Annotated in this window: 16 protein-coding genes and 1 tRNA gene; 4 read left to right on the top strand and 13 right to left on the bottom strand. The window is 35.3% G+C overall.

Annotation, left to right across the window (positions count from 1 at the left end):
* Nucleotides 1-396: 396 nt before the first annotated feature.
* Nucleotides 397-1,296 (top strand): LysR family transcriptional regulator, encoded by a 900-nt coding sequence (locus tag GQS55_RS08105; RefSeq protein WP_159819582.1) that lies wholly within the window; start codon nt 397-399, stop codon nt 1,294-1,296.
* Nucleotides 1,297-1,405: 109 nt separating this feature from the next.
* Here the strand turns inward: GQS55_RS08105 and GQS55_RS08100 are convergent, their stop codons facing one another.
* Complete coding sequence (locus GQS55_RS08100) at nt 1,406-3,685, bottom strand: FdhF/YdeP family oxidoreductase (protein WP_159819580.1); 2,280 nt, start codon at nt 3,683-3,685, stop codon at nt 1,406-1,408.
* Nucleotides 3,686-4,224: 539 nt separating this feature from the next.
* Complete coding sequence (locus GQS55_RS08095) at nt 4,225-4,545, bottom strand: ATP-binding protein (RefSeq protein ID WP_159819578.1); 321 nt, start codon at nt 4,543-4,545, stop codon at nt 4,225-4,227.
* Here GQS55_RS08095 and GQS55_RS20280 point away from each other — a divergent pair.
* Both GQS55_RS20280 and GQS55_RS08085 read left to right on the top strand, forming a co-directional pair.
* Nucleotides 4,462-4,707 carry an ATP-binding protein gene (locus GQS55_RS20280; RefSeq protein ID WP_159819576.1) on the top strand — a complete coding sequence of 82 codons (246 nt, stop codon included), beginning with the start codon at nt 4,462-4,464 and terminating at the stop codon, nt 4,705-4,707. The genes GQS55_RS08095 and GQS55_RS20280 overlap by 84 nt on opposite strands.
* A 209-nt stretch (nt 4,708-4,916) precedes the next feature.
* Complete coding sequence (locus GQS55_RS08085) at nt 4,917-5,888, top strand: AEC family transporter (RefSeq protein WP_159819574.1); 972 nt, start codon at nt 4,917-4,919, stop codon at nt 5,886-5,888.
* 41 nt (nt 5,889-5,929) lie between these two features.
* On the opposite strand, the gene GQS55_RS08080 is transcribed toward GQS55_RS08085, so the two are convergent.
* The 8 genes from GQS55_RS08080 to rlmE all read right to left on the bottom strand — a co-directional run bounded on the left by GQS55_RS08080 (nt 5,930) and on the right by rlmE (nt 15,099).
* A complete protein-coding gene (locus tag GQS55_RS08080) occupies nt 5,930-8,047 on the bottom strand; it encodes a methyl-accepting chemotaxis protein (protein ID WP_159819572.1) in 2,118 nt (705 codons plus the stop codon).
* Between the two features lie 446 nt (nt 8,048-8,493).
* A tRNA-Leu gene (locus tag GQS55_RS08075) sits at nt 8,494-8,578 on the bottom strand.
* Between the two features lie 45 nt (nt 8,579-8,623).
* Complete coding sequence (gene secG / locus GQS55_RS08070; RefSeq protein ID WP_159819570.1) at nt 8,624-9,034, bottom strand: preprotein translocase subunit SecG; 411 nt, start codon at nt 9,032-9,034, stop codon at nt 8,624-8,626.
* 2 nt (nt 9,035-9,036) lie between these two features.
* The gene (gene tpiA / locus GQS55_RS08065; protein ID WP_159819568.1) at nt 9,037-9,807 is read right to left on the bottom strand and encodes a triose-phosphate isomerase; all 771 of its coding nucleotides are present in this window, start codon (nt 9,805-9,807) and stop codon (nt 9,037-9,039) included.
* Nucleotides 9,808-9,954: 147 nt separating this feature from the next.
* Nucleotides 9,955-11,292 carry a phosphoglucosamine mutase gene (glmM, locus tag GQS55_RS08060; protein ID WP_159819566.1) on the bottom strand — a complete coding sequence of 446 codons (1,338 nt, stop codon included), beginning with the start codon at nt 11,290-11,292 and terminating at the stop codon, nt 9,955-9,957.
* A gap of 71 nt (nt 11,293-11,363) precedes the next feature.
* Nucleotides 11,364-12,212: a dihydropteroate synthase gene (gene folP / locus GQS55_RS08055; protein WP_159819564.1), complete on the bottom strand. Its 849-nt coding sequence runs from the start codon at nt 12,210-12,212 to the stop codon at nt 11,364-11,366.
* 91 nt (nt 12,213-12,303) lie between these two features.
* Nucleotides 12,304-14,265, bottom strand: a complete 1,962-nt coding sequence (gene ftsH / locus GQS55_RS08050; protein ID WP_159819562.1) for an ATP-dependent zinc metalloprotease FtsH — start codon at nt 14,263-14,265, stop codon at nt 12,304-12,306.
* Between the two features lie 192 nt (nt 14,266-14,457).
* A complete protein-coding gene (gene rlmE, locus GQS55_RS08045) occupies nt 14,458-15,099 on the bottom strand; it encodes a 23S rRNA (uridine(2552)-2'-O)-methyltransferase RlmE (protein ID WP_159819560.1) in 642 nt (213 codons plus the stop codon).
* A 430-nt stretch (nt 15,100-15,529) separates the two neighbouring features.
* Here rlmE and yhbY point away from each other — a divergent pair, with 430 nt between their 5' ends.
* The gene (yhbY, locus tag GQS55_RS08040; protein ID WP_159822654.1) at nt 15,530-15,826 is read left to right on the top strand and encodes a ribosome assembly RNA-binding protein YhbY; all 297 of its coding nucleotides are present in this window, start codon (nt 15,530-15,532) and stop codon (nt 15,824-15,826) included.
* A 132-nt stretch (nt 15,827-15,958) separates the two neighbouring features.
* Here yhbY and glnS read toward each other — a convergent pair whose 3' ends face one another.
* The 3 genes from glnS to GQS55_RS08025 form a co-directional block, all read right to left on the bottom strand.
* Entirely contained in the window at nt 15,959-17,629 is a 1,671-nt protein-coding gene (glnS, locus tag GQS55_RS08035) for a glutamine--tRNA ligase (RefSeq protein ID WP_159819558.1), read from the bottom strand.
* 126 nt (nt 17,630-17,755) lie between these two features.
* The gene (locus GQS55_RS08030) at nt 17,756-19,615 is read right to left on the bottom strand and encodes a M1 family metallopeptidase (protein ID WP_159819556.1); all 1,860 of its coding nucleotides are present in this window, start codon (nt 19,613-19,615) and stop codon (nt 17,756-17,758) included.
* A gap of 155 nt (nt 19,616-19,770) precedes the next feature.
* Nucleotides 19,771-20,634 (bottom strand): flagellar protein MotY, encoded by an 864-nt coding sequence (locus GQS55_RS08025; RefSeq protein ID WP_159822652.1) that lies wholly within the window; start codon nt 20,632-20,634, stop codon nt 19,771-19,773.
* Nucleotides 20,635-20,818 lie beyond the last annotated feature (184 nt).

The following is a 20,818-nucleotide window of genomic DNA, read 5'->3' as shown; positions in this document are numbered from 1 at the left end:
TTTGTATTTGCAAGTTTAATTTTAAACTATTATTAAAGAGCTGTTAAATGAGAGAGTTGTTGAATGGGGGAGTTGTTATTTAAGTATGGTATTTAGTTATGTGATTTAGTTATGCGATTCTTATTAAACTAATTATGGTATTAATATCTAATTAGAAATTTTATTTAATAATAAATTGAAGACCGGTAATCTTAAAGATCGAGTGTTTTTAATATGCGCATATAGTCGAATAAGTGACTATTGTTAATAATATTCATACTACTTGACTATATTAGACACAACACTTACATTAAAAATACGAATAATAAAAACATATCTATATTCTTATAAAGAATACTATTATTAATACTAGATGTAATATTCATAATAGTGAGTTGGGGTTAGCGGGGAGATTTGATGAAAATTGATTTAAATTTATTTGTGGTATTTGAAGCCATATATTGCGAAGGAAATATTACTAAGGCGGGCTCAGCACTTAACTTATCACAACCAGCAATTAGTCATTCGTTAAGTAAACTGCGTGATCATTTTGGTGATCCTTTGTTTGTTCGTCAAGGTAATAAAATGCGCCCAACCGCGGTAGCCAATAATGTGGTTGCTGATGTTCGAGAAGCATTACGACAACTACAAGTATGTTTAGCACAATCTCGTCAATTTGAACCTTCAATATCACGTAAAAGCTTCAATATTTCGCTACATGGCACTTTAGAAGCGTCCTACTTACCTCCATTAATGTTACGTTTGAAAAAAGAAGCCCCATTAATTAAGCTTCAAAGTAGTCGACGAGTTAATCGTACTAATATAGAAAATAAGCTTGTTAGTGGTGATATAGACTTGGCGATAGATACACTTTTGCCTGTTAGTGAAAACATTTCACATACCAAGTTAGAACAAAGTGAGTTAGTAGTTTTAGCCCGAAAAAATCATCCAGATATACAATCGACTCTAAGTTTAGACGAGTATCTTGCGCAAGATCACGTGCTGGTATCATCTCGTTCAGTGGGTACAAGTATTGAAGATTTTGAACTTGCTCGATTAGGGCTTCAACGTAAAATAGGCTTAAGGTGTCAGCATTCATTCTCAGCTTGTAGAGTTATTACAAATAACAATATGCTATTTACCATAACAAAAGTTACCGCGATGATGTACGCTCAATTACTCGATTTAGTTATTTTTCCTTTACCGGTGAGTTTACCTGATGTTGATGTTCATTTGTATTGGCACAATAAGGTAGATTTAGATCCTGCAAATAAATGGTTAAGAAATAAAATTATTTTATCTGTTTCGGAGCTCTAAAATAACCTAGAGACAAAAAAGAGGCCTGCTATCATGCCTGCTATCAGGCCTCTTCTTGCACTTTTCTATTTCCTTTATCCATTAAATTAATAACGATTTATGATGAACGTTATACTTTCTCTAGTGAAATAGGAATAGATTTATAAGTGGGTGTACCACAGCCATCAGCAATACTTTCAAGTGGTACCAAAGGGTTAGTTTCAGGGTAATAAGCCGCAACACAGCCTTGTGGTATAGCGTATTCAATCACTTTAAAGCTTTCGACTGAACGTTCAATATCATCATTTGAAATCGTTGTTATTTTAACGTAATCCCCATGCTCTAACGATAATTTTTCCATATCGTCAGCATTAACAAAAATAACTTTACGCTCGCCATAAACACCTCTGTAACGATCATCCATGCCGTAAATAGTTGTATTATATTGATCATGAGAACGTAGAGTCTGTAATGTCAGCACCATATTATCAGTTCTATGCTTCACTCTTTCATGCGCTAATTCTTCAGGCAATAATGCTGCAGAAAACACCGCCTTTTTAGTCGGCGTGTTCCATTGACGGTTCGCGACAGGATTTGTTAAATAAAAACCACGACTCGCTTTTATTTGTTCATTATATTGCTCAAATCCAGGGATAACTTCACTGATATCGTCACGAATATAAGCATAGTCACTGGCCAATTTATTCCAATTAACTGTTTTATTGCCTACTGAAGCCGCTGCTATTCCTGCAATAATCGCTGTTTCTGAACGTAAGTGCTCAGATGCTGGTTCATTTTGTCCTCTTGAGCTATGCACCATGCTCATAGAGTCTTCTACGGTAATACATTGTTCACCGCTTTGTTGCGTATCGATTTCAGTTCGACCTAAACAAGGTAAAATTAGTGCATTTTTACCTGTCATAAGGTGACTGCGATTAAGTTTAGTACTAATTTGAACCGTTAAATCACATTGCCCTAATGCGGTATAGATACGTTTAGTATCAGGGGTAGCGGCAGCAAAATTACCACCTAATGCGATAAAAACCTTAGCTTTGTTTGACAACATGGCATGAATTGATTCAACCGTATTAAAACCATCATCACGAGGAACACTAAATGAATATTTTTGCTCTAATGCATCAAGAAAGTCCATCGATGGTTTTTCATTAATGCCCACAGTACGATTACCTTGCACATTTGAATGTCCACGCACCGGACATGCGCCAGCCCCCGGCTTACCTATGTTGCCTCTTAACATCAACACATTAACAAGTTCTCTAACCGTTGCTACTGAATGACGATGTTGGGTAATTCCCATAGCCCACGTGAAAATAGCTTTTTTACTATTTACATAGATATCTGTTATTTGTTCAATATCTTCTCTCGTTAAACTACATTGACTAATTATTTTATCCCAAGAGCTTAATTCAACACTGCGTTTATATGCTTCAAAATATTGACAATGTTCATTAATAAATTCCATATCGAGTACAGATTTATCTTGTTCAAATCTTTTAAATAAACTTTTGGCTACTCCACGTAACAGCGCCATATCGCCCCCCAATCGAGGAGTAAAATAATATTGGCTAATTTTAGTGCCAGTGAAAAGAATCATTTCTTTTGCACTCTGCGGATCTGAAAACTTTTCTAAACCACGTTCTTTTAAATTATTAATTGAGACAATAGTTGCACCACGCTTACTTGCTTTGCGTAATGTACCAAGCATACGAGGGTGATTAGTTCCCGGGTTTTGACCAAAAACAAAAATGGCATCTGCTTCATTAAAGTCTTCCATGGTAACGGTGCCTTTACCTGTACCAAGGCTATTTGTCATCCCTACTCCTGATGCTTCATGGCACATATTAGAACAATCAGGGAAGTTATTAGTACCCAATACTCGACCAAATAATTGATACATATAAGCAACTTCATTACTTGCTCGACCCGATGTATATAATAATGCTTCATTAGGGGAAGATAGATTAGCAAGGCTATCTGCAACTATGCTAAATGCTTTATCCCAGCTAATTGGCTGATAATGATCGCTCTCACCATCATAAAACATCGGTTCAGTTAAGCGGCCACTTTTTTCAAGTGAGTGATCATCCCAGCTTTTTAATTCTGTTATTGAATGTTGCTTAAAAAAAGTAGCATCAACACGTTTACTGGTTGCCTCCCATGCAATTGCTTTAACACCGTTTTCACAAAAATCTATTTTGCCAGCCGTTGATGAATCTCCCCAAGCACAACCAGGACAATCAAAACCTCCTGGTTGATTTGCTCGAAGTAAGGCTTTTACACCCTTCATTGCATTTTCACTTTGAATAATATGTTTAGTTGAACTTTTCAGTGCGCCCCAACCACCGGCAGCAGGAGAATAGGCTGGGTTATTTGAATTTGTTTTAGACATGTAATATCTCTTTTAAACGAAGCGTGTTATTCCCAGATTGAAAAAATAGCACTTGGCTTGCGAGCAGAGCTAACCATTAAATCAATTGGGTTTTAATAATGAAACTAAGGCTGATAAGCATACACGAGCGACTGTAGAAATTAAATAATAGCTGCACCGGCTTATAATTAAGACGATAAATCAATTAACGATATAATGCTGCTTATTTGTGTCTTAGCTAAGTAATTTTAGTAGAATTTAATTGTGTTACATTTGAAAATATAACACAATTAAATTCGACTATTTATCCCTTTAATTTAAACATTGATTTAATAAATTTTACTTATGTGATTTTTTGCTCCGTAGTCAACTTTTAAGCACATCCGTTGAGAAAAACATAAACAGCATCATTAACGAAACAGGAGATTACCGCTCTATTAAATATCCATCATCAATTCTGCATGATTAATACTATCTTCAACCATTAATGCAGACATTAATTTAAGATTATCCACGTTACATCCTCTATTGGTTTAAGTAATTTACATTCTTATAGCTAATTACTCTTTATTAAATCTAAGCGTGAATTGACTACTAACACCTAATTCTGAATGAGCTTCAATATTACCGTTATGATGTTCAATAATACGTTTAACTATACTTAACCCTAAACCTGAGCCACCAAACTTCATATCATTTGCAAAACGGTTAAATGGTGAAAATATTTTTTGTACATGTTTTGACTCAAAACCAATACCATTATCCTTCACAATAATATCAATATTATTCCCATACTCTTGTATAGATATACAAAATCTCCCCCCTCTTCTACTATCATTTATGTAAAAGATAATGGTGTTGGTATAGATCCTAAGTATCACGAATTGATTTTTGCTATATTTGAAAGACTCGCAACAACAGAAGGGAGTGGTGTTGGCTTGACTATTGTTAAAACAATAATGGATAAACATAAAGGGCAAGTACAAATTGACTCTACACTAGGCAATGCCTCCTGCTTCTATCTTGAGTTCCCCCAACACTGACACTATCGAAAACGCTGATAGCATCGACAGAAATGAATATGATAACAATACAGTAAACAGCTAAAAACGTGTATTGCGCTACTAATATATAAAACATATAGCACTTAATAATATAAGCAATACCTAACGTTAACCAAGTTTTTATAGGAGAAATAACGTAAAATAAAACAAACTAATCGTTAATAAAATAAACAAAGACCAAACGCACAATGGAATATAATCAAAATATTTTTTCACTCTTACCGATAGCCCTCCAGATCACCGCGCCAATATTTATCTTAATAACTTTAGGTACATGGCTATTTCATATTAAATTCATTAATAAAGAGTTTATTCGTATTTCGTCTAAATTCATTTTCAATATTGGTTTACCTATTATTTTATTTACCAGTACTGCGTCTCATGATTTTAAACAACTTATTAATGTTTCCCACATTGTATTAATATTATCAACAACACTTATTGTATTTATTATAAGCCATTATACTGCTTGCAAATTTATTGGTGCTGAGCGAGATAAAGGGGTTTTTGTTCAAGGGGCTTTTAGAGGTAATTTAATTATTGTAGGTTTAGCTTTATGTGCGAATGCTTATCCTGACAAAGGCATTGCTATAGCGACAATACCAACAGCTGCAACGATTATTATTTATAATTTACTCTCTATTTTTACCCTTAATAATAGTTTAAATAAGCAAAGCGGTTCTATAAAAAAGAATATTCAAGATATTATTAAAAATCCATTAATTATTGGAATAACCGCTGGTTTAGTTGCAAACTTAATTGGTTTCACCACCCCTGACTTAATTTTACAAAGTAACCAGTATATTGCACAAATGACTCTGCCTTTAGCATTAATAGCAATTGGAGGCTCATTAAATTTTCAACAACTAAAGCAAAATTTGAAGCCTGCCTTGATGGCAAGTTTTGGCAAGATTATTTTAAGCCCGCTAATTTTGGTAATATTGCTATTTATTATTCCAATCGACCCAAAAGCAGCAGGTGTATTATTTTTGTTAACAGCTTCTCCTACAGCAACAGCTAGTTTAATTATGGTAGAAGCAATGCGAGGGAACGCTGATTTAGCCGCGAAAATAGTCATACTATCAACATTAATATCACTTATAACGGTAACAATTGGCTTTGCTCTATTGGTATCTACAGGTTTAATCGCTATTAGTTGATCTAAAATCATTAAATTTTAAAGTTAGTTAGTAGCGAACTATTAACTAACTTTAAAAGTGCCAACCAGTTGCTGTAATTTCACAGCCATAATATCTACTTGATTAGAGCTTTCAGTAAGCTCTTGAATAGATTCAGCCATATGCTCAGTCACTTGTGTTACTTGACTTGCTGTTTCGCCATTACGAGCACTATTCTTTTCAATAACACTAATAACCTCAAACATTTTATCAACTATATTAAGGAGTTCACTATTCTCAGAAGAAGCAGCTTCTGTTAGTTTCAAGCTTTGATCAACATCTTCAACACCTGATTGCATAAAACTCACAGCATCTTTAGTTTCTTCTTGTAAGCCAGAAATCATTGTTTGAATATCATTTGCGGCCTTCGCTGTGCGTGAAGCTAATCCTCTAACTTCATCTGCCACAACCGAAAACCCTCTACCATGCTCACCAGCTCTAGCAGCTTCAATAGCGGCATTTAATGCAAGTAAATTAGTCTGACTCGTTATTTCAGTTATAACTCTCATAATGCTACCTATTTCAGCCATACGAGTATCGATTGACTGAACACTGTTCGCTGTTTTATCAACAACGTCACGAATTGCTTGTGTACCAGCTTTAGCATTTTCGTAGTCATCTTTCGCTTTTTCAACAATTTGTGCCATTGATGTTTTCATTTCTTGCGCAGTATTTGAAGCATGTAAAATAACTTCACGTTGCTCTTCTATTAAACTTTGCATTGTTTTCATAGATCCATGAACATGGTTGGAATTCACATGAACCTCTTCATTTCGTTTCAACATAGTTTCATTGGTACTTTTTACATTATGAGAAGCATTAATCACCTGCCCCATAATGCCATCTAAACTATCAATAAAACTATTTACCCACCGACTCATATCTCCCGTTTCATCATGTTTTATTTTATTAGTATCAAGCCGTTGAGTTAAGTTTCCTTCACCCTCTGCAATATTTCGAATAACTGAAGTCATGTTGTCTAACCTATTCGAAAATTTCCCCGTACTTAATGCTGAAAAAATAAAGCAGCTGATAAAAATCATTGATGCGGAAATTAGATTAATACTCAATTGCGATAAATCTGTAAAATAATTTAATGCGCTATTGGCTCCGACTATTACTGATACTAAAAGCAAATACATTTTAACAATAGCTATGTTAATTGACCGGCGACGATAAACTTCTTCAAGATCTCCTTCACACATCATACCCCATTTATCTAAAGAGCCTTGCAAGGTGAATGTATCACCTTTTCCAATCACTGGGATATGACGGTAGTCTGAGTAACCTGGATAACTAACAAATAGATTACTGCCATTACGAATTGTCTCTCTCACTCCAGGATGGAGCTCTTTAGTAGCCGGGTCGGTAAAACGTACTTCAAATTCAGTGTGTTTATTGATTTTTACAACACCGTAATCAGTGCTAACACCTGACTTTAAATTTTCGCCGTGTGAAAAAGTGTTATCTTCAAAACGAGAACGAGATAAAGCAATTCCTGGTTGTATTGTAGAGTCAAACTTTGAATCAGCCATAAATAAATAATTATCGCCTGACTCTTGATAGATATGTCCTGCTTCACGCTGAATTAGATCACCAAGAACATCATTTGGTACACGGCCACATAAAAAGCCAACTAAGGTTCCTGCGTCCATCAAAGGTAAATAAAACATGAGGGTTACTTCATCATGAAAGTTAGATGATGATGCCCCTACGGTTAAAGTATCTTTATCAATATATGGACCATGAAGAAAACGACCACTTTTTGCTTGTTCTCTTGCTTTTATTTGCGCTGATTGTTGACCGATAAATTTAGTATAAGTGGAGTGAGTTGTTAAACCATGAGCATTTAAGATAAAAATTTCAGAAAAATCAGGAGCATCTTTTAATTTATTTTGAATTGATAAATCACAATTCTCGAATTTACTATTAATTAATACATTCGATAGGGATGATAAATGTTCCCAATGGTTATTAGTCCATTGCTGCAATAATTTAATTCTTGTTGCAGCAATACCCTCAAATATTTGCTCTACCGACTCATAACTAGAACGATTTACAAAACATGACCATGCTAAAGAGAGTTTTCCATTACTACCAAACCACGGTAACCATCGACGTTCTTTTATAGTTAAATTCATATAAGGATCTTATTGTTCATGATTTAGCGTAAATAATTAACTGCAAATAGAGAACCAAGTTCACACAGTAAAATAAATTAAATATACAATTAAATTAATAAACTAATATACTGAAATGAAAGACTATTTCAAACAAAAATATTATGAGGTTTTACTGATTAACGTAGTTTTATAATAATTCGCACCATAAATGAACACAAAAAATAATAGTGTAGTGCAATATAATTCCACATTAAATCAATTAGAAGTAACGTGCCCTGATTGGTTTGATGATGAAGTTTTATAGATGGGTTAACGCTTATTTAAATAAAAACGCTAAAAGTATTGTCGAGGTTATATCTAAACGATAGCTATTTAAATGATTGAAGGTGTTTACAAATGATATATGGAAAAATCTGAGCAAAAAAAAGAGCTTACATAAGCTCTTAATTTAATATGAAATCTAGTGGTGCGGATGGGGGGACTTGAACCCCCACGACCTAAGTCACCAGCCCCTCAAGCTGGCGCGTCTACCAATTCCGCCACATCCGCGCAAAACTAGATTTATATTATTAGTTGAAAAAGTTAACTTTGATACTAGTTAGGTATATCGCCATCTTCAACTTTAGTAGCAACATCATCAGCAGTTGGAACATCTGAATTTTCACTCATGATAGCTTCTGCACTTTCAATGTCGCTTGGAATAGCATCAGTTGGCATAGTTTGTTCGCTAACAGGAACACTTAAGTCATTCCATTCATCAACAGATTTTGTGCGATTAGCAGTTAAGTTACCTAAAACTAAACTAATAACAAAAAAGCCAATGGCTAACCATGTTGTAGTTTTAGTTAAAAAGTTACCTGAACCACCTGAGCCAAATACTGTTGCTGATGAACCAGCACCAAAAGAGGCACCCATATCAGCACCTTTACCTTGTTGAATTAGCACTAAACCAATTAAGGCTAAGGCGATAAGTACGTAGGCTATAATTAAAACTTGATACAACATTTTTACTTTCCTTTAGCGGCTGAACAAATTATTTTAAATTGTTCAACTTGTAAACTAGCACCACCAATAAGACCACCGTCTATATCAGGTTGTGCGAATAATTCTTCACAGTTTGACGAATTCACGCTGCCACCGTATAACAAAGGCACTTTATTCGCGACACTTTCATTAGCTTTAGCTAGAAATTGACGAATAAATTTATGTGTTTCTTGTGCCATCTCGTTTGATGCTGTTTTTCCTGTACCTATAGCCCAAACGGGTTCATAAGCGATCACAACATCAATAAATTTTTCTATACCTATTTCATCAATAACAGGTTGTAATTGTGAAGCAAGTACGGCTTCTGTTTGTTCAGTTGCTCTTTCAGTTTCGCTTTCACCAATGCATATAATAGGCGTTAAACCTGCATTGAGTACGGCATTTACTTTATGTGCAACTTGAGTAGACGTTTCTTGATAATAACGTCTACGTTCAGAATGGCCTATAATAACAAATTCTACTGATAATTCCTGCAACATTTTTGTAGAAATTTGACCAGTATATGCTCCACTTTGGTGTTCACTAACATTTTGAGCACCAACATGTATAACTGAGCTTAAATTATTTGAATTTCTTTTAGCTACAAATTCAGATAAATAAGGGGAACTAGGACAAATAACCACACTAACATCATCTTGTAATTTCACGTTAGTTAAACCAGAGATCATAGTGTCAACTAATGCTAAATCACCATTCATCTTCCAGTTAGCAGCAACGATTGCACGTCTAGCCATATATTATCTCCTGTCCACTTTTTAGTGCTTTGTAAATGAAGCCGCGAGATATTAACTAACCTAAGATTAACTTACAAGTACTAAGTTAAAATCAATGGATGATCAATTAAATATATTGAACAATCGCTGCTTTTATCAGCAATATTGTTAACTTGCTAGCTTAACTGACTCTGCGATTTCATTTGCTAAGGCGGTAACTTCTTCTAATTCAGGACCTTCAACCATGACTCTAATTAAAGGTTCTGTTCCTGATTTACGTAATAATACTCGTCCACGGCCTGATAATCGAGCATTAACTTTATCAACAGATGCTTGTACACTTGGTGAATTAATAGGATCACTGTCGCCAGTAAAGCGAACATTAACCAATATTTGCGGTAACATAGTCATGCCTTGACGCAATTCAAGTAATGATTTTCCTTGCTGTTTAAGTGCTGTTAAAACATTTAAAGCGGCGATAATACCATCACCGGTTGATGTATGACTTAAATTAATAATGTGTCCTGAGTTTTCAGCGCCTAATTGCCAGCCTTTCTCTCTTAGTAATTCCATAACATATCGGTCACCTACGTTACTGCGGGCAAAAGGAATCCCTAATTCTTCTAAGGCAAGTTCAAGACCCATGTTACTCATTAAAGTACCAACGACACCGCCTTGTAAGCTACCCGACTTTAAATCGTTACAAGCAATAATATAAACGACTTCATCACCGTCAATTACATAACCTGTATGGTCCACCATCATTAAGCGATCGCCGTCACCATCAAGTGCAATACCTAAGTCAGCTTTATGCTCAACTACTGCTTCACTTACCATCTTCATTGATGTTGCACCACAATTTTCATTGATATTAGTGCCATTAGGTGATGTGCCAACTTCAATAACAGTCGCGCCTAACTCACGAAAAACATTAGGAGCAATGTGATAGGTAGCACCGTTAGCACAATCAACAACAATCGTTAAATCTTTAAGCGAAATTTGGCTTGGAAAATTACTTTTACAAAATTCAATATAACGACCTGCTGCATCTTCAATTCGGCTTGCTTTACCTAAATGCGCTGAATCAACACAGCCCATTGGTTTATCAAGTTCCGCTTCAATTGCTAATTCAACGTCATCGGGTAATTTTTCGCCATCTTGTGAGAAAAATTTAATACCATTATCGTAATAAGGATTGTGTGATGCACTAATAACAATACCAGCTTCTGCACGAAAGGTTTTAGTTAGGTAAGCAATACCCGGCGTAGGCATTGGACCTAGTAGACCGATATCAATACCTGCCGCTGAAAAACCAGCTTCTAATGCTGATTCAAGCATATAACCTGAAATGCGGGTATCTTTACCAATTAATACTTTTTTAGTGCCTTGTGCTGCTAATACTTTACCTGCAGCATAACCTAGCTTCATAACAAATTCAGGAGAAATTGGATACTGACCAACTAAACCACGTATTCCGTCAGTACCAAAATATTTACGACTAGCCATTATTTTTCCTTTAATTATATTCTTTATGTATTAGCTTATAATTAGCTAAACTTTCAATCCATTGCATCCTATTAATTATGTTTTGCAACAGCATTTAAAATTTTCATTGCATCGACAGTTTCTGCCACATCATGCACGCGTACTATATTTGCTCCTTGCTGCACAGCAAGAATAGCAGTGGCCAAACTCCCAGCTAATCGTTGTTCAACATCACGATTCAGTAGGTTACCTAACATTGATTTACGCGAGGTTCCAGCAAGTATAGGTAGATTCAATTTTTTAAACAAAGCAAACTGAGCTAACATTTGGTAGTTGTGCCCAAGTGTTTTCCCAAACCCAAAACCAGGATCTAAAATTAAACGTTCAGATTTGATGCCATATTGCTCACAAGTTGTAATACGCTCTTTAAAAAAGCTAACTATATCACTGATTATATTTGTATATTGAGGGCTTGTTTGCATGGTTCTTGGTAAGCCTTTCATATGCATTAAACATACAGAAACATCACTTTGCGCGATAACATCAAGACAACCTTCATTTTGTAACGCTCGAACATCGTTAATCATGTCTGCACCATAAGTTATGGCTTCATTCATGACGACAGCTTTACTTGTATCGATAGAGACACAGATATTAAAACGGGACTTAATCGCTTTAAGCAAAGGAATAACCCGTGCTAGTTCATCTGCTTCACTTACATCAACGGCACCTGGACGAGTTGATTCACCCCCAATATCAATGATATCGACTCCATTTTCAATCATCAATTCAACTTGCTTTAATGCATGGTCAAATTGGGCGAACTTTCCACCATCAGAAAAAGAGTCAGGAGTGACATTTACAATGCCCATCACTTGTACATTAGTTAAGTCGGCTAATGCAGCTTGATTGAATTGTTTATTTTTAGAGTTTTCAGACATAATTTTAGGGTTAGCTTAAAAAAAATAAAGCCTCGATAATTACTTCAGTTAAGTAAACATCAAGGCTTATTAATTGGACCCACATTACTAATTATTTAGTAGGTGTATCACTGCTTGGCTCTGATAAATCAGGCGTTACATTTTTTTCAGGCTCTGCTGATTTCTTAGCTGAACCACCTTCATTTGAATTTGAGCTAGAATTTGAAGTAGGAGAATCATTATCATCCCAATCAGATGGCTTTCTAACATCAACTCTTGCCATTAAATCATCAATTTGCAAAGCGTCAATTGTTTCATATTTCATTAATGCATCTTTCATTGCATGTAAAATATCTACATTTTCTTTGATTAAATTTTCAGCACGGTCATAGTTACGTGAAATTAGTAACTTAATTTCTTCATCAATAAGTTTCGCTGTTTCATCAGACATATGTAATGACTTAGATGATGTACGCCCTAAGAACACTTCACCTTCTTCTTCAGCAAAAAGCATAGGACCTAATTTTTCTGAAAGTCCCCATTGTGTCACCATTTTACGAGCAATACTTGTTGCGCGCTCAATATCGTTTGAAGCACCTGTAGACACTTTATCACTACCGTAAATAACTTCTTCAGCGATACGACCACCATATAAAGAAGAAATGTTACTTTCTAAATGCTGTTTAGAATGACTAAATCTGTCTTGTTCTGGTAAGTACATAGTTACACCTAACGCTCGGCCACGTGGAATAATACTTACTTTATAAACAGGGTCATGATCTGGGACTAAACGACCAATAAGTGCATGACCTGCTTCATGATATGCAGTCATTTCTTTTTCAGACTCGCTCATTACCATCGACTTACGTTCTGAGCCCATCATAATTTTATCTTTAGCTTTATCAAACTCATGCATACTTACTGTGCGTCGTGAAGTACGAGCAGCCCATAATGCAGCTTCATTCACTAAGTTTGCTAAATCAGCACCCGAGAAACCTGGAGTACCACGTGCAATAACACCCGCTTTAACATCGTCTCCTAAAGGAACTTTACGCATGTGTACTTTTAAAATTTGTTCACGACCACGAATATCAGGTAAACCAACAGTTACTTGACGATCGAATCGACCTGGGCGTAATAATGCAGGATCTAAAACATCTGGACGGTTAGTTGCAGCAATAACAATAACGCCTTCATTACCTTCAAAACCATCCATTTCAACTAGCATTTGGTTTAATGTTTGTTCACGTTCATCATGACCACCACCCATACCTGCGCCACGTTGGCGACCTACAGCATCAATTTCATCAATGAAAATGATACAAGGTGCTGCTTTTTTAGCTTGTTCAAACATATCACGAACACGTGATGCACCAACACCGACAAACATTTCAACAAAATCAGAACCTGAAATAGTAAAGAAAGGTACTTTCGCTTCACCAGCAATAGCTTTAGCTAATAAGGTTTTACCTGTACCCGGCTGACCAACAAGTAAAATACCTGAAGGAATACGACCGCCTAATTTTTGAAATTTAGTAGGTTCTCGTAAGTATTCTACTAATTCAGCAACATCTTCTTTAGCTTCATCACAACCAGCAACATCAGCAAAAGTTGTTTTTATTTGTTCTTCGCCTAATTGGCGCGCTTTTGATTTCCCAAAAGACATTGCCCCTTTACCGCCCCCACCTTGCATTTGGCGCATAAAGAAAATCCATACCCCAATAAGTAAAATCATTGGGAACCAAGAAACAAAAATAGTTGTTAAAAAGCTAGTTTCCTCTGGTAATTTACCTTGAGCACGAACACCTTGCTTAACTAAGTCGTTAATTAAGTCACGGTCATACCCACCAGGAATAGTAGTAGTGTAGCTTTCACCAGTACGTTTTTCACCAGTAATAACACCGTTTCTGTCTACGCTAGCATCACGGATTTGTCCTTGACGAACATCAGTGATAAAACGTGTGTAGTCCATTTGTGCTTCATTTGCTGTATTAGGAGAAAAACTCTGAAAAACAGACATTAAAACAACGGCTATTACTAACCATAAAATAAGATTTTTTGCCATATCGCTCAACTTAATGACCTCTTTGGGGGGTGAAAATTTAATATAATGTGGTCAGAATTAGTTCTAACCTAAATTATTATGTTGTGCCTAATTTACTACAATTCAAGCTTTGTCGCTAATTAACTTTAGTCGGTATTTACAACTAGTAACATATTAACGTACTTAGCTTGAATAAAGTAGAAGCAAAGTTAATATTTAGCGTTAACCATTAAAACCTGTTGCGACAAGGTAAACTTCACGCGAACGTGCGCGTGAAGATTCTGGTTTACGAGTTTTTACATTTTTAAATACTGCCCGAGCAGCCTTCATAAAATCTTCAAAACCAGCACCTTGAAATACTTTAACAACAAAGGCTCCGTTAGGTTTTAATACTTGATGACACATATCCAAAGCAAGTTCAACTAGGTACATACTACGTGCTGAATCAGCACTCTCATTACCAGTCATATTAGCAGCCATATCTGACATAACGACATCAATTGTCTTGCCATTAATTCTTGTTAATAATGCATCAAGGACGGCTTCTTCTCGAAAATCACCTTGTAGAAAATCAACGCCAGCAATCGCGTCCATAGATAAAATATCACAAGCGATAACTTGCCCACTATCGCCCACAGCTTTAACAGCATATTCAGACCAGCCGCCTGGTGCAGCACCAAGATCGACCACTTTCATGCCTTGTTTTATCAATTTATCTTTATTATTTATTTCTTCTATTTTAAAAACAGCACGAGAACGTAAACCAAGTTTTTGTGCTTTTTTTACATATTCATCTTCAAAATGTTCATCCAGCCAACGTTGCGAACTGTTAGTATGTTTTTTCTTTGGTGGGGTCTTTGCCATATTTTTTTGCCATATTAAAAGTTTTTTCGACTATTAATGAATATTATATCAAGTCTAGTAAGTTATTTCCCACTCTACTAAGAATTAAAAAGTGTAAAATTTGGCATAAATTACTGATAAATAAAATTTTGGGCACTATTTTTCTACGTTATTTACTAATAACGTATTAATACATACTTTAAAAATCAATAACTCTGCATATAGACCACAACGATTTATGAGCTACTCGTGTTTTATCATTTAATTAGCTAACATCGCACAACGAAAATCTGAATAGAATATAGAATAATCGTTTTTAATTGATACTTTACATGTTGTAAGCTTAATAATGTGCGTTGTCTGTTTAGAATATATTCAATAGAATTGGTATTCAGTGTTAGATAAGGGTAAAATGGCGTTAATTCAAGTTAACGACTATCGAAATTTTTTAATGACTATAAATAAGAAACAAATACAATATTTAAGAGGTGTTGCACACCCACTAAAACCTGTTGTGTTACTAGGTAATAATGGCTTAACAGAAGCTGTTGTAGCTGAAATTGATTATGCACTTAATCATCATGAATTGATTAAAGTGAAAATACCAACAGATGACAGAGAAACTAAAGGCTTAATAGTTGACGCTATTTGTCGTGAAACTCAAGCGATAAAGATACAGGTAATTGGTAAAACACTTATTATTTACCGTCAAAGTGATGAGAAGAAAATTCGCATTCCTAAGCTATAGGTACGAATAAAAACATAAATAATTATTTTACTTATGTTTTTCAATATTATATAAAAAAAGACCGTAGGTTACAGGTAATTAACTTGTAAACTACGGTCTTTTTTTATGTTTATTAAAACGATATGCAATAACTTATTGAGCTGTTTTAGCCCACGTATCACGTAAACCTACCGTACGATTAAAAATAAGTTCGCCTTCATTTTCAATTTTGTTGTCTAAACAAAAATAACCTTGTCGTTCAAACTGAAAAGCTTGCTCTGGCTTCGCTAACATTAATGACGGCTCCACTTTGGCTTTTTCAATTTTAATCAGTGACTCTGGGTTCATCACTTTATAAAAATCATCTTCAGCTGCAGGGTTTGGTACAGTGAATAAACGGTCATATAAACGTACTGTTGCATCAAGTGATTTATCAGCGTCAACCCAATGAATAACACCTTTAGGCTTAGTTCCATCTGTCGGGTTTTTACCTAGCGTATCATCAAGGTAAGTACAATAAACTGTAATAACATTCCCTGCTTCGTCTTTATCACAACGCGTTGCAGTTACAACATAAGCACCACGTAAACGCACAGCTTTATCGAGTACTAAACGTTTATATTTTTTATTGGCTTCTTCTCTAAAGTCTTCTGCTTCAATATACAGTTCAGCACTAAATGGAACAATACGTGTGCCCTGGCTATCATCACTTGGATGATTTTTAACGGTCAAGTCTTCAGTTTTACCTTCAGGGTAGTTTTCTATCACTAACTTTATAGGATCAAGCACTGCCATAGCACGTGGAGCATTGTCATTTAAATCTTCACGGATACATGCTTCTAAAACACTCATTTCTACCGTGTTTTCCATTTTGGTAACACCAATGCGTTTAGCAAACTCTCTAAGAGAAGCAGATGTATAACCACGTCGTCTAAAAGCAGCAATCGTTGGCATACGAGGATCATCCCAGCCATCAACAAGCTTTTCTTCCACTAATGTATTCAACTTACGTTTACTCATTAATGTATATTCAAGATTTAAACGTGAAAATTCATATTGCTGAGGTTTTACTGGTACAGAAACATTATCAATAACCCAGTCATATAAACGTCGGTTATCTTGAAACTCTAACGTACATAAAGAGTGAGTAACACCTTCAATCGCATCAGATAAACAGTGAGTAAAGTCATACATTGGGTAAATGCACCATTTATCAGCAGTTTGATGATGATGAGCAAATCGTACACGATAAATAATAGGATCACGCATACACATAAAGCTTGATGTCATGTCTATTTTAGCACGTAATGAACACTCACCTTCTTTGAATTCACCGTTACGCATCTTGGCAAATAACGCTAAGTTTTCTTCAATAGAAGTATCACGATAAGGACTATTTTTACCTGGTTTGTTTAACGTACCACGATATTCACGCATCTCGTCGCCATTTAAAAAACAGACGAACGCTAAGCCTTTGCTAATTAATTCTACCGCAAAGTCATGCAATTGCTCGAAATAGTCTGATGAATAATGAACATCCCCTGCCCATTCAAAACCTAACCATTGCACATCTTTTTGAATAGCATGCACATAATCAATATCTTCTTTTTCCGGATTGGTGTCGTCGAAACGTAAGTTACACGCACCATTATAATCTTGAGCAATCCCAAAGCTTAAACAAATAGCTTTTGCATGACCAATATGCAAGAAACCATTTGGCTCTGGCGGAAAACGAGTTTGTATTGAACTATGTTTGCCACTAGCAAGATCAGCATCGATAATTTGACGAATAAAATTTGTTGGGCGGTTTTCAACTTCCGACATCCACAGAGCCTCTAAAGAAAATTAACGTAATTGATATTATTATATCAAGAGTTCTAATCAGCGAATAGCAAAAAGGCTCAACAGAGCCTTTAATTTATTTTACTGAAGTTTATATATACTGAATATTTATTTTTTCAAAATATCATCAACAGTACCTTGAGCTAAACCATGATAACCAGGACGTGCTTTTTTATAAACGTTAAGCGCCCATGCTTTACCCTGTTCTGTTTGAGCTAACTCTTTATATAATGGCACTATCAACTTACGACGACCGATACTAACTAAATACTCAGACATTTCTGGGTAAACAACATCGTAACCTGCTCGTATTGATAATAAATACCAAGCATGAGCAATTTCGGCATTTTTACTATGCGTTAAGTTAAAAGCTTTATCAATTGCTACCATACGCTCAATACTAATATCAGTAGGTAAATTATTGATAAAGTGTAACCACTCATGCAATGTCCAATTAGCCGTAGGTAATTGAGTTAATGTTATATCTCCTACTAACCATTGCGATACTTGTTGATCAATAGTACTAAAAGCAGTTGAGGTAGGTTTAGGTACAAATGCAGGTAAACCTTGTCCATAAATCCACTCATTCACTTCGCTATCACTAACAATGTTAGGATATTTATGCGTTAAGTTAGCTTTAAGGTATTTAACAAAATTAGTTGTACCTAAACTTTGAAAGGCATGACTGTCAAAGTACTCAAGTACAAAAGCATCAAAACGATCACGACCAAACTTGTTCTCAAGGTAAATTAAAAATAATTGTCCTTTAGTGTAAGGAACACCCGAGAATGCATCATCAGGATCACGGCCTTTTAGGTCGATGTATAGCTGTGTATCACCAGCATCTAATTCAGCTATTTCATTATTTAGATTTTGAGAATCTAGCGATTGCTCCATGATAGCTCTATTTTTACCAAACACAGCTTCCATAATGCGATTTTCAACATAACTGGTAAAACCTTCGTTTAACCATAGATCACGCCAGCTTTCATTGGTAACTAAATTACCAGACCATGAATGTGCTAGCTCATGTGCAATTAAATTTACTAAGCTTTTATCCCCTGCAATAACGGTTGGTGTGATAAAAGATAAACGAGGGTTTTCCATTCCACCAAAAGGAAAGCTTGGTGGTAATATTAATAAGTCATAACGACCCCAGCGATATTTGCCATACATTTTTTCAGCTTTATCAATCATAGCTTGAGTATCATCAAATTCAGCTACTGCCGCATCTAAAATATTAGATTCAGCATAAATACCTGTTTGGTGGCTCATCGATTTGAAATGTAAATCCCCAACACCAATCGCAATTAAATAGGCCGGAATAGCTTGTGGCATAGAGAAGAAGTAATCGCCATCGCGCTCAGTATCTGGTTCGTTATTAGCACTCATCACAGCTAATAAATCTTTATCAGTAGTAATTCGAGCAGTATAAGTTACACGTACACTTGGCGTATCTTGAATAGGAATCCATGAGCGAGCATGTATTGCTTGATTCTGACTAAATAGAAATGGCTGTTTTTTACCTGCAGTTTGTTCAGCAGATAACCATTGTAAACCAGACGCATTTTCGGTTGAATTATAATAAACACGTAACTTTTTAGCTTTGAATTTTGTATCGACCGTAAGTTTTGAACCTAAAACAGAATCTCGTGCAGCAAGTGTATAATTTACCTTTTGCCATTCGTCTTGAGCATTTTGGGCAAGGACTTTATGGATAACCAAATCACGTGTATCTAAAATGATACTTTGTGGTGTATCACTAAGCCATTTTAATGATAACTCAGCAAAACCTGTTAATGCTTTTTCTTCGAAGTTAACCGCTAAGTCTAAATAAAGATGTGTTGTGATAACTTGATCATAATTTGAATAGGTATAAGCATCGTTTAATACGGGCTTATTATCCGCTGTTGCTAATTGCGATATTAATAATGTTGCTAGCAACATAAACCGCTTAAAAATTCTCATTGAAATAATCCTAAAAACTCACAAAAAAAAATAGGCTTATAGATTACTTTGAATCAACAAGCCTATTCAACTATTTTGTATTATTAATATATTCAATAAATTGAAAGAATATAAAGAATTATTTACAATTTACTTTTCATGTAATGCGCTAAGTTCTACAGTTTTTGCATTTGAATAACTACGCGGCGGTTTTTACCACGTCCAAGCGTTGTAGCATTAGAAGCAATATGACGTTTTTCGCCATAACCTTTCGCTTCTATGCGGCTCGCATCAATACCATTTTTTACAAAGTAGTCGCGTATTCTTAGCGCTCTACGCTCTGATAACTTAAGGTTTGGCCAACGGGCACCATAACTGTCTGAATATGCATCAACCAAAACTAATTCTAGTTTTGGATCTAAACTCAAGTATTCTCTGATCATGTCAACACGTCGTTGTGATGCTTTCGTAAATTGTTCACTATTTGATTGATAGTTTAATACTGTAAAAGCAATATCGTCAAAACTATAATTTAATAAGTTTCCAACACAAGCGACAAAGTTTCGATAAGCCCCTTTAAAACGTGCGGTTGATAAACCAACTGAGATTTCATCTTCTTCACTATACCAATCATTATAATAAAAAGTTGGGCTCATCCCTTGCTCTAGTTCACTTAGCATAGTCCAAGCCACCTTTTTGGGTAAGCTAGGATTAAACTGTTTTTGTAGCTTCATATTGGCTAACACTTTTCCGCCATACCCCGGACGCCAGCTAGGTGATTCACTACGTACTTGGGCAAGGGAATAACTATCGGGTAACAGCATCATATCAAGTTCAAATTCCATATTCAGTTTACGGCTTGCTTTTGCGGAAAAACGTGCCTGCCCATAATGAGGGATTTGATGTGATAACGTACATTGTAAACGAGAGTCGTCGGCAAGTTGCCATTTTGAACTATTAAGATCCGCACTATATTGTCGGATACTAGCTTGTGCCTGTGTAGTCACAAACGTAAAAAAAAGTGCGAAAGAAGCTGTCATAAAGAATGAAGGAGAGAAGAACAATTTATATGTATTTGGAGAGTATATTTTCATATTATTTATTACATAATTAATTAGTGACATTAGTTATATCGCCTCAAACTAAAATAACTTTAACACTTTCTATGTGTTTATTCGTTAATTTAGCGCTTTATCACTAATTTATTACTTTTTATATACGTTA

It is taken from the genome of Colwellia sp. 20A7, from assembly GCF_009832865.1.
Taxonomy (GTDB): Bacteria; Pseudomonadota; Gammaproteobacteria; order Enterobacterales; family Alteromonadaceae; genus Colwellia.
Note: the sequence above shows the minus strand (reverse complement) of the source record. Positions and strands in the feature narration are given on the sequence as shown.